Raw genomic sequence first — 10,345 nt, forward strand, 5'->3', positions numbered from 1 at the left:
GGGCTCACAGGAGACGAACGAGAGTGACGAAATCGAATGTGGTTCCGTTCAGAAAGCCGGGCAAGCCCGGCAGAAGGAACGATCGAAATCGCTGGCAGGGAAGGTCACCTCGACCTGCACCGTGCCACCTGCGCAAACCACTGATCGTGATCCTCTCCGCCATTCTCATTGCTGGCGGAGGATGGCTTGCGTATGGAGGCTCCGCCGACCTCTCGAGCGTCTTTGCTTTGGCCAAGACACCGACATCAGATTCCCTGTCGGCCGCGTTTTTGATCTGCGGCGCTGATCGCCACGTAAACTGCGTCGTTGACGGCGACACGTTCTGGTTTGGCGGGGAGAAAATCCGCATCGCGGATATCGACACGCCGGAACTCAGCCCGCCTCGCTGCGAGGCCGAAAGGATCAAAGGCGAGGCCGCGAAAGCACGCCTGCTGGCGTTGCTCAACGGTGGCAAGTTCTCGCTTTCAGCCGGGCCGCGCGACGAAGACAAATACGGCCGCAAGCTCCGTACCGTCACACGGGCTGGGCGCTCGCTTGGAGAAACTCTCGTTGACGAGGGCCTTGCCAGGCGCTGGGACGGTGCGAGACACGGATGGTGCGGCTGAGACCCGCGAGAGGATCGTCACCCGAATGGGCGGAGACCGTATGCGGGCTCCGTGAGCTTCGGCGAATAGAGCCGTGCGCCGGAGGCGTCTCGCCCAAGCTTGTCCCGGCCTTTCCAATATCATCACCGATATGAATCGATCCCTGCCGACTGATTCATAAGTGTCGTTGGACCCGGTCCCCGAGATCAGCGATTCTGATCTCATGATCTCGCAGCCCTATCAGCTCTATGTCGAACGCTCAGATGCCTCCAGGAACATGGCGCGCTACTATGCGATGTCGATCGAGCCGAACCTGTTCGGGGAGGTCTGTCTGTTGCGGAAATGGGGCCGCATCGGAACGCGGGGACAAATGATAGTCCATCATTTCGGTCGGGAAGAGGAAGCGGTCCAACTGTTTCTCGATCTGCTCCGACAGAAACGCAAACGCGGATACCGGCCCCGCGCCCTGACGACGAACTGAAACAAGGCCCACCGAAGCGGGCCTTGAACGCGCCTCATCGGCGCCGGTTCCAGTCGGTTCCGAAGGTTAACTCGATCTCGACGAAGAATGGGATCTTGATCGCAAGCTTCAAGCCGAGCTTCCCCTTGCGCAAGAAGTGGCTGATCACCTTGCCAAGGGCGCGGAGCCTGCGGCCGGTGGCGGCGAGAAATTGAGCGAGTTGTTGCATCGTGTTTCTCCTTTCGAATTGCGGTCATCGCGGGGGATAGGCGGCAGACCGGAAAGGAGGGACGCACCCAATGGCCGCAACGAAGTGGAGGACCCGGAGCCACCTGAATTTTGTTTCGCCAGGAGCCGCGCCGCGGCGGGGAAAATTCTGTTGCCGCCAGGTTGCGTCCCGACGAATGGGCTGCAACATCCCCGATGAGAGATGACGGTGGTCGAAAGGAGAGGTGCAAACTGGTCGCCATCGCTGCGATCGCGACGGTTCGTCAGACATGTCAGGCGAGGGGCCGCTTTCAGCCCGCGATGAATTGGAATGCACTTCAGGAATGATCACGACCCTGTGGACCAGGTGTGAACAGTGCGAGCCGCACAAACGGGGATCCCGGTTTCCCGGGTGATGTCTTTGATGATCGGCGCAAGGGAGCCAAGTTTGTCGTCGGTGAGCGCGATCAGCTCCGGATAGTCGATGTCGATGCCGGTATAGTCCGCCGTCAAAGCATTGACCCAATCACCGCCATTGATGCGGTACTCGTGCGTGTCGAAATCGATTTCGAGATCGTCCAGCAAATTGACAGAAAAGCGCCCGAAAATCTCGATCTCCCCTTCCAACTGATATGCAGCAAACTCATCGTCTCCGGCGAGAACGCTTCGCTCCAGCGCCATGATGGTCCGGACGCGATCGGTTGCTGCCTCGAGTTCCTCGACTAGGCGATCATGAAGCTCTCGTGAAACCTCGGTATCGCAGCCGAAGCGGTTTGCGAGGACGACGAGCCGGAAACCGGCAAGCTTGGTGTAGAGCATGATGTTCTGATCGGTGGTCATGATGTGATCTCCTTCGCTGATGACGGAGATCGGCCACTCTGTTGCAAAGAGGGGTCAGGGACCGCGGGGACGCGGCTCGCAAGCGGGGGAACCGATTTTTTCGGGAAGCGCAGCGGCGGAAAAATTGGGGGAGACCGCGCTGTCCTTGACGCCGGATTTGCTGGAGTAAAATAGGACGCCATAGAGAGAAGAGACCCGCGGCCTCGAAGGGGACGCGACCGTATCCGGCGTGAGCCGGCGGGAGTGTCGAGGGATGAAATCCCTGACAGCCGGACCGGCCGGTCGATCCGGTGGTCCGGCTCGTGAGGTGGTAAAAAAGAGCGCCCCTCAGAAGGGCGGCTCGGCTTCGATGGCACCGTCCTGTTCGGCAAGCATGACGGCCAGATCGGCCTGGGCGAGCTGAAGCTCGGCCTCGATCTCGCGACGCTCCGCAGCGTCCAACGCATTGTTGAGTTCGGCACGCAGTTCGTCGATGTGCTGTTCGATGGTCATCGTCTCATCTCCTTGAGTTCGTGAAAGACGACGACGCGGGGCGGGACGGGATGGCGGGGTCAGGGATCGCGCACGCGACCGCCAGCGGCGGCGGGTGGGGGAGCCGATTTTGTTGGAGCGGCGGGAACCGCAGCGGAGGCAAAATTGGGGGGTAACCGCCCGTCCTTGAAGCCGCCATGCCGGCACGTCATACTTGCTCAATCTGAGCAGACATTTCCGTTCCCGTATGGCACCCGAAAAGCCGGAGGCGGGCTCGATGCCCGCTGCCGGCTTCTCAATTCCGCCGATTGGCCCCGCCTTGCGGCGGGGCCTCGCCCGGATCTTAGTCCCGGTTGGGGCGGGACCAGATCAGCTGGTAGCCGTCCTCGCCTTCGACTTCGGTGAGGGTTGCGTAGATCGGAGCGGGGAAGCTCGGGTCGTCCAGCTTGACCGAGAGGTAGTCGCGGTCCTGCTCGGAGCGCTTCTGCCAGGCCGCACCGAGCTCGACGTTACCGGCGTAAATTCGGTAGTGCGGGCCCTTGTCGGAGGGGTTTTCGATGCGCGCGATGCGGGCCTTGACGTTGAGAGCGAGCGTGCGGATCGAGCCGTTGAAGCCGTTTTCGGTGGAGGTGAAGGTGCCGATGGTTGCCATTGTGGTGTTCCTTTCGTTGGTTTCGGGCCGCGCCCTTCGCGGCCTCGATGGCTGTCGCAAGGATCGGAGACGATCGGACCGCACCCGCAGGGACGGAATGGAATGGAGGGCGGCCTGGAGAAACTTTGTTGTTTCGTGAGGAATGGCGGCGACCTGGGGTCCCCACTCGATTTGTCGAGTGGGGTGGGTTCCGGCAGGGGAAGAAAGTTTTGGATGGCCGTTGCGGTAGAACGATCAAGGCGAAGCCGCTCTCCGATCAGACATGCCTCATCGAGCCCGCGGAGGACGTGGCCTATGCCCAGGGATCCGAGGACCGCCGTGATGGCAACGTGCCACCGCCTCACCCAAGCGGAACATTGCTGTGGTCAAACCGTTGGTCTGTTCCAATGTCGGCCGCTAATTCGGTGGCGACGGACCGGCCGGCTTGGGAGTTGCCTCCAATAATCAACCCGGTATCGTGTGCTCGCGATTCGTCGCCTGGAGGATATATGCGTCAGCAGACAAAGCCGTTTACCGTCGAAATCAAGCAATCGCGAAAGCTTAAATCGACCGACCGCAAAACCTCGATCTGGGGCAAGCTGGACCTCACACCAGAACAGGAAACGCCGACGGATAGAGAGCCGAGAGAGGCGTCGGCCATTGGCGGCGACAATGACCGGCTCTGATTTCTAGGCGGCGACTTTTTCCTGGGCATCAGCAGGCTGCAGATCGTGCAGGAAGGTGACTGCCCGCTGCGCATGGGCCGCCGCCTGAAAGATCGCTCGCTTGTCTTCGGAAAGCACCTTCAACCACGATGCCAGGTACGAGGCGTGATCGGGCCTTGGGTCCAGTTCCGGTGCGATGCCGAGGTCGGCACATAGGAAGCAACTGCCAAGCTCCGCGATCAGTTCCTCTCGGGCCCGCTCCGTTTTGTCCTTGGCATAACGGCTGAGATCGCGGCCGACACGATCCGGATGCGCAGTCCAGTGGCAACTTTCATGGCTGACCGTGGCAACGTATGACTCCGCATCCCGAAAGCTCTCGAATGGCGGCATCTGGATGTGATCCGTAACCGGTGAATAATATGCCTGTGTACCGCCGTGGCGGATAACGGCACCCGTGTTTCGGAAGAATCGGTCGGCCTTTTCGATCGGTTGGACAGGATTACCAACCGGTGTCGGTCGATGGTGATAATGGTCGGGCAAACCATCGATCTGTTCGACATTGAAAACAGTGTATGCTTTCAAAAATGGGATTTCGCGATCGACCGCACCGCCGCCGCCATCGGCTTCGGTCTTGGTAAAGCGGCTGGCGAAGACGACGGTCGACCCGGCCTCGCCTTTGCGGACAGCCGCGCCTAGTTCGATCGATTGCTTGAACGTCATCCAGATCGGCGATGAGAAGCCGCGCGCCATGCCTTCCGACCATAACAGGAGAACGTTCACGCCCGAGTAGGGCTGTCCGTTGTGCCGGAGTGGGCGAGTGATCCGCCCCTGAAGGTTGCGGTCGTGCCACGGCTTCATCCACGGTTTGACGCCACGGGCCAGGTCGTCGACGAGACGGTCGGTGATCCGGCTGTAGATGTCCACACGTTGCGTTTCCTGTTTCCTGCTCATTTGCGCCTCCATTTTCCGAGGCCGCGCCGATCGCGGCCCGTCACGGCGGTCCGAGGGCCGGGGCGGAGGGACGGGCGCACGCGAATGCGCCGAAACGTATGTGGAGGAGGGCGAAGCCCTTGCGGCTCAATCCCCCGGCCCCGGCAGGACCGAAGCCGGACGGGTCCGCGAGGGCGGGCAAGTGATCACCTTCCTTCTTTCGTTTTCCTTCGGCATGCGAAAGGCTGGCTCCGGAGAGCCAGCCAACGGTCGGAAAAAGAAGAAGAGGCGGGGCCGAAGCCCCGCCGTTGCGATCAGTCGAAAGCCGCCAACTGTGCGGCGGCGGCCTTGCGGTCGAGCGATGCGCCGGGGTTTTCGACCGGGCGATCGAAGGGCTTCCAGGCTTCGCCGACGATCTGCTCGTAGGCGGCGACCGCGCCTTCGGCGGCCATCCTGAGCGAGTGGGCCTGAACACCCATGTCGGCTGCGAATTCGCGCTTGCGCTGGGCCGCGCTGTCGTAACCGACCGGACCGTCGAGATCCTCGTCGCGTGCTTCATTGGCCGCCTTGGCGGTGGCGTCGCGTGCCTCGCTTACGGCACGGGAGTAGAACTGTCCGGCGCCATGGGCGGAGCCGACATAGGCGCCGACGATGCGCTGGAGGTGGATCTGCATCGCCCGTTCGCCAAGGCCTTCGGACAGGCTCTCGGCCGTTTCGATGATCAGGCGCTCGTGCAGGTCGCGGATCCCGTCGCCGTCGATCACAGCCGTGCCGAAGCTCTCGGCGATCGCCATCGCCTGGGCGGCGTCCGGGCAGGTGAGCCGGACCATTTCGAGTGTGGCGCCCTTTCGGAGCTGCACAACGCGGGCGGAATGGCGGGATTGGGTTGCGGGCTTTGCCATGGGCTTGTCCTTTCAGGTTCCTCCGAAGCGGTTCCGGCCCTTGCCGGTTTGCCCTTCGGTGCGGTCGAAAGGAACCGGCGGTAGACGGGCGTTTCAGGGTCCGGGCCCGCCAGGACGAGCAAAGCCGGGATGCGTGCAAGCAGGGCGAACCGCCCTCGCGAGGCACGCGGCCCTGCTTTGCGAAGGACGGCGCGGTCCGGCCGCCCGGCGGCGCGACAGCGGCCTTGAAACGGACGGCCGCCGGTTCAGACCGCAGCAAAACCGAAGGGAGGCCGGCGAGGAGTCCGACAGTGGAAGTCATTGAACAGGAAGCCCTCAGCGAACCGCAGCACTCGGCCCTCACCGGAGGCAGGCAGCCGCTCGTGGAGTGCCACTGCGCGGATCCGGCTCACACGCAACCGCCAGAGAGGCGGTCGCGGCATTGGGTATTGCAGGGGCTGAGCTGGACGCAGGAGCCCTGCACACTGACCGGCGGATCTGGTTTCCGGTACGTCCGGCTGGCACTCCGAAGCTGCCTTTTCGTCAGGGCACGGCTTCGGCAGACGATAGGAGTGAAGCCAGGACGGACCGTGCGAATTGCGCAGGCGCCGCAACGTTCCGCCGTCGTCATATGGTGCGCCACCCATCCAGACATGGTTGAGAACGCTCTTCCATCGCCGGCCGTGCTTGGCGGCATAAGCGTGGATCACCTGCACCTCGTCTTCAGTCAGCGGCGGCAGCTTTTCCCGCTTGGGCCGCGTTGTGGCGATCTTGCTTACCGGAGTCGGCGTTGCCTCCTTTTCGGCAATCAGCCTGTTGAGTTCAGCGACACCGGCCTTGAGGCATTCGGCCGCGTCGAGATGTTGGAACTGGATCCAGAATGTAGTCCGCTCCTGGGGTGAGGAGCCGATACCGGCGCGTCGCTCCAATTCGCCTATCGTGCTCATGGGTGTTCACCTCCCCCGGAGGAGTCGCTCCCGCTTTCTGCGGGATTCGAAGTCAGCCGGCGGCACGTCAAGAGAGCGGTGATGGCGGCGTCCTGCCGGGAAAGTTTGCGCGTGAGCGCATCGACCTCCGGCTGACGCTCAGCGGTCAGCGCCGCCAGCTTCGACCGATACCGCTCAAGGAAAGCGCCTGATGCCGGTGCCTTGCCCCGGCGGTAGCCGAGTTGACGCCGGCCGAGCAGCGGAATGAGCGCTGTCATTCGCCGCGTAATCTGCCGGTCGATCAGATCGAGCTGATGCTGCGTCTGCCGCCGCGCCGCTTCCATGCGGGTGAGTTGTGCGGCGTGTTTTGCTGAAACGGACATCATGCGAACCTCCCACACCAGTTGGCGAAGCTGGAGGGTCCGTCATAGGCGGCATGTATCGTCTCATCGATGACGAAGCCGAACCGCCCGACCGCGTAATCGTCGCTCGGCACCAGGAAGCGGCGCTCCTCCGCCCGCTCGCCGCGCTTTCCACCCATGGTCGCAATCACCTCGGTCAAGCCGGGATGATGATCGGAACGGAGTGCTGAGATGACGATCCAGTCCAGGGCATGCGCACGCGCGAACTCGCGCCGGTCCTTCTCCTGGGATTCGCCGGGCGCAAGCGAACGACCATAGATCGCTTCCCAGACATCCGGCCAGGAATCCCTGGCCGTCTTGTCGGCGCACTTCCGCTCATAGCGCGTGAACAGATCCGGAAAGGTCAGCGCCACGATCGCCCAGGCGGCGTCTTCCTCGTACCAGCCGCCATCCGCTCGCAGCAGCGGATGGACTGCGGCGTTGCGGGCAGCTGACAGCTTAAAGCCGCCATGTCCGGCCGTGGTATGGGAGACAATCCCGTCCGCATAGACGGTGGCGCCCTGGGAAGCTCCCCAGGGAGTGCTGCAATTCATGCGGACAGCCTGGCGAGCGAGTTCTCGAAGCTCGCGGCTATGGTCGGCCTGCTCGATCATCCGGTTTCGGAAATCGGCTTCGTCCTCGACGGAACCATGATGCGAATAGAAGTCGTCGCGCTTGAGATCGGTGAAAGGCCTCGACACGCGCCAGGCACTGGCAAGGTAATGCCGACCATCGCGCGCCGGCACCATGGCGAAAACGAGATCGCCGATACGCGCAACGGATAAACCGTCGGCACTGCGACCAAACTCCGCCCCTGACGGATCAGGGGTGGAAAGTTGGGAAGGTTGTGAGAGGGGATTCATGCCGCTACCCTCCCTTCGACATGATCGGCGGCGACCTCGTCGGCGGTCACCTCCTCGAGCACGGCATTGGGATAGCCGTGCCGGCTCAGCCATTCCTCGGCGGCCTGCGGATTGGTCGCCAGGTGGACCAGCTCCGCATTGACGCCGGCGCGATCAAAGACACGGACGGATCCCAGCACCGGGCGTTCGATGATCTTGAAGGTCAGTTCGCTTTCGAGTGAGAACGTCCGATGGATGCGGATGGCAATGACCCCGTTTCCACCGAAATCGCCCTCATGCAGCGTAAAATCCGGTGACAGGCTGACATTGCCGATGCCGCGCTTACCCAGCTTGCGGATCAAACGACCCTTGCTGTTGCGGTTTTCCCAGGCTGCCAGTTTCTTCCTGTGGCGCTCCGGCGGGCGCGGCGTGCCGTCCGACCATGCAACGAGGGAGCCGATCGGGGCGAGATCATAGATCAAGGACGCAGACATGCGCTTTCTCCTTCAGGTTTTGCGGATAGTGAAAACGAAAGCGCCGCCGGTGATGGCCGGCGGCGGGATCGGCGAAGATGGATGTGGAAACGCGGCTATTCCGCCGCGATGCCGTAGGCGGTTTCGTCCTCATCCGACTGGCTTTCGGATCCGCCTTCCGGATCTCCGAACTGTGTGACGTCCGGATCAACAACGTCTGACGCAGGGACATCCTCACTGGTGTCTGAGCCACCCGCATCACCGTCGCGATCATCGTCGTGATGGTCGGCCTGCTTGACCAAGTCGGCGACGTCCTTCGCATCAGGCGAGAAGAGGGCCGCCGGATGCACGAACTGGACGTCCTTGAAATGATCGACAAGGGCCGCGCGGGTTTCGCGTACCCGGGCACGGGGAAGCACATTCGCCTCCTTCGCCGCCGCCTCGAGCGCCTGACGCGACAGGCACACGAGGAAGTCTTCCGTGCCCATGTTCGGGAGGAAGCTGTCGGCGCCGATCGCCTCGCCGGCGATGCGCGAGACCACGCCGCTGTTCGAGATATTGCGTCGGCACGACAGGACCTCGACCAGGATGGACCGGGCGACGACGCGGAGCGTGGTAACGTCGAACGATAGACGGCCATCTTCAGATAAGAGCCGGGCAGCGTGGCGTTGCATGCGCTTCGTCCCGAACACGTTGTCGTTGGCGCCGGAGTCGACACGGACGTTTTGGCCGGAGAAGGCGAGCACGAGCAAAGCCATCAGCATATCGTCCTCGATCGGCGCGCGGCCGAGCGCCTCGTGCAGCGCGTCGGTGCGAAAATCGCCAATCATGTCCTGACCCTTCTGCGTAACGTCGGGTCGCGCCGTCGAGACCGAGATTGCTTCACCATCGGCTCCCGTCGAACCGTCGGCAGAGGTGCCGGCCTGCCCATTTGGCTTCCGGACTTCCGGCATCCGGTAGTGGATCGACTGAACCTTGCCCTCGCGATCGAGATACATGGCGGTGTTGTCGCCCTTGCCGGGCTTGCCGTAGACGCGCTCCGCCTTCTTGGGCAAGTCCGGCTGGCCATAGTTGTTGACCTCGACGAGTGATCCCTTCTTCGGCAGATTGCTCGTCATCCACTCCTGCTGCGCGCCGAGGAAAGCCTCGACGTTGGTCGTATAGCGGCTATCCTCGTCGGCCGGCGCAAAAAGGTCTTCGACCCACTCAATGCCGTAGGCTTCCCGCAGATCGTCACCGAAGCTGGCGTCCTTGGCATACATCCGCTTCTTCGAAAGTGCGTTGGCAACTGACCACCACGACGCCGTCTCCCCCTTCTTGGGCTTGTGCGCCTTCCACACTTCCTTCTGCTCATCGAGCGCGGCTGCTGCGATTGTGCGCAGTTGCTGCTCGGACGGCATATCGCCTTTTGCCATGTGGTCCAGCATGGCCGGCAGAACGTTCGCGAGGAGTCGGAGCTTGCGGATCTGCCGCACCGGCAGGGTCAGGGCGACCGCGATGGCTTCCTCGGTCCAGTCGAGCGCGACGAGACGTTCGATCCCCCTCCATTGGTCGACGGGGTTCAGTGGCTCGCGGGCGATGTTCTCGACCATCGACCGCATGGCGCCGTTGTCGTTGGCGGCCTCGACTACCAGGACCTCGATCTCGTCGAAGCCGGCGGCAACCGCCTGGCGCCGGCGGCGATGCCCCGCCTCGATGATGAACCCATTGCCGCCGTCACGCTCCGGGAAGACGACGGGCGGCTGGATGATGCCGACGGCCCTGATCGTCGCCAGCAGCAGGGCGTCCGCCTGCGGCGTCGATTTGGACTGGCGCGTGTTGTCGGGATTGTCCTTCAGCGCACGCGGATCGACCTTCATGAGATACATGGGATGCTCCTTTTCCGGGGATTTTGGACGCGGCCTCTGCCGGTCCTTCCTGTCTTCATTCCTTCCTGAAGACACCTTCCGGACCGCGGAGCGGGCGGCCGGGGGCAACTGCGGTCGAGCATCGCTGCCGCGAAGGACGAGCGGGGCTGATAGCCCTGCGAAGAAC

Annotated in this window: 14 protein-coding genes; 3 read left to right on the top strand and 11 right to left on the bottom strand. The window is 62.8% G+C overall.

Annotation, left to right across the window (positions count from 1 at the left end; all coding sequences use genetic code 11):
- The first annotated feature begins 161 nt into the window (after positions 1-161).
- Entirely contained in the window at positions 162-605 is a 444-nt protein-coding gene (locus tag ACYJRZ_RS26565) for a thermonuclease family protein (RefSeq protein ID WP_459463784.1), read from the top strand.
- 202 nt (positions 606-807) lie between these two features.
- Positions 808-1,065 (top strand): WGR domain-containing protein, encoded by a 258-nt coding sequence (locus ACYJRZ_RS26570; protein ID WP_440854650.1) that lies wholly within the window; start codon positions 808-810, stop codon positions 1,063-1,065.
- A gap of 34 nt (positions 1,066-1,099) precedes the next feature.
- On the opposite strand, the gene ACYJRZ_RS26575 is transcribed toward ACYJRZ_RS26570, so the two are convergent.
- The 4 genes from ACYJRZ_RS26575 to ACYJRZ_RS26590 all read right to left on the bottom strand — a co-directional run bounded on the left by ACYJRZ_RS26575 (position 1,100) and on the right by ACYJRZ_RS26590 (position 3,214).
- Positions 1,100-1,273, bottom strand: a complete 174-nt coding sequence (locus tag ACYJRZ_RS26575) for a hypothetical protein (protein ID WP_459463761.1) — start codon at positions 1,271-1,273, stop codon at positions 1,100-1,102.
- Between the two features lie 326 nt (positions 1,274-1,599).
- Complete coding sequence (locus tag ACYJRZ_RS26580) at positions 1,600-2,091, bottom strand: hypothetical protein (protein ID WP_459463762.1); 492 nt, start codon at positions 2,089-2,091, stop codon at positions 1,600-1,602.
- Positions 2,092-2,418: 327 nt separating this feature from the next.
- Entirely contained in the window at positions 2,419-2,583 is a 165-nt protein-coding gene (locus tag ACYJRZ_RS26585; RefSeq protein ID WP_459463763.1) for a hypothetical protein, read from the bottom strand.
- A 322-nt stretch (positions 2,584-2,905) separates the two neighbouring features.
- On the bottom strand, positions 2,906-3,214 hold the full coding sequence (locus ACYJRZ_RS26590; RefSeq protein ID WP_459463764.1) for a DUF736 domain-containing protein: 309 nt from the start codon (positions 3,212-3,214) through the stop codon (positions 2,906-2,908).
- Positions 3,215-3,702: 488 nt separating this feature from the next.
- Between ACYJRZ_RS26590 and ACYJRZ_RS26595 the strand changes: the two genes are divergently transcribed.
- Positions 3,703-3,879 (top strand): hypothetical protein, encoded by a 177-nt coding sequence (locus ACYJRZ_RS26595; RefSeq protein WP_459463765.1) that lies wholly within the window; start codon positions 3,703-3,705, stop codon positions 3,877-3,879.
- A 3-nt stretch (positions 3,880-3,882) separates the two neighbouring features.
- Here ACYJRZ_RS26595 and ACYJRZ_RS26600 read toward each other — a convergent pair whose 3' ends face one another.
- The 7 genes from ACYJRZ_RS26600 to ACYJRZ_RS26630 form a co-directional block, all read right to left on the bottom strand.
- Positions 3,883-4,809 (bottom strand): ArdC family protein, encoded by a 927-nt coding sequence (locus ACYJRZ_RS26600; RefSeq protein ID WP_459463766.1) that lies wholly within the window; start codon positions 4,807-4,809, stop codon positions 3,883-3,885.
- A 293-nt stretch (positions 4,810-5,102) separates the two neighbouring features.
- Positions 5,103-5,690 (bottom strand): hypothetical protein, encoded by a 588-nt coding sequence (locus ACYJRZ_RS26605; RefSeq protein WP_459463767.1) that lies wholly within the window; start codon positions 5,688-5,690, stop codon positions 5,103-5,105.
- 245 nt (positions 5,691-5,935) lie between these two features.
- Positions 5,936-6,616, bottom strand: a complete 681-nt coding sequence (locus ACYJRZ_RS26610; protein ID WP_459463768.1) for a hypothetical protein — start codon at positions 6,614-6,616, stop codon at positions 5,936-5,938.
- Positions 6,613-6,978 (bottom strand): hypothetical protein, encoded by a 366-nt coding sequence (locus ACYJRZ_RS26615; RefSeq protein ID WP_459463785.1) that lies wholly within the window; start codon positions 6,976-6,978, stop codon positions 6,613-6,615. The genes ACYJRZ_RS26610 and ACYJRZ_RS26615 overlap by 4 nt, the downstream gene beginning before the upstream one ends.
- A complete protein-coding gene (locus ACYJRZ_RS26620; protein WP_459463769.1) occupies positions 6,978-7,859 on the bottom strand; it encodes a DUF7007 domain-containing protein in 882 nt (293 codons plus the stop codon). The genes ACYJRZ_RS26615 and ACYJRZ_RS26620 overlap by 1 nt, the downstream gene beginning before the upstream one ends.
- Entirely contained in the window at positions 7,856-8,332 is a 477-nt protein-coding gene (locus ACYJRZ_RS26625) for a hypothetical protein (RefSeq protein WP_459463770.1), read from the bottom strand. The genes ACYJRZ_RS26620 and ACYJRZ_RS26625 overlap by 4 nt, the downstream gene beginning before the upstream one ends.
- Before the next feature lie 95 nt (positions 8,333-8,427).
- Positions 8,428-10,179 carry a ParB N-terminal domain-containing protein gene (locus ACYJRZ_RS26630; protein ID WP_459463771.1) on the bottom strand — a complete coding sequence of 584 codons (1,752 nt, stop codon included), beginning with the start codon at positions 10,177-10,179 and terminating at the stop codon, positions 8,428-8,430.
- Positions 10,180-10,345 lie beyond the last annotated feature (166 nt).

Source organism: Rhizobium sp. No.120 (genome assembly GCF_054558365.1).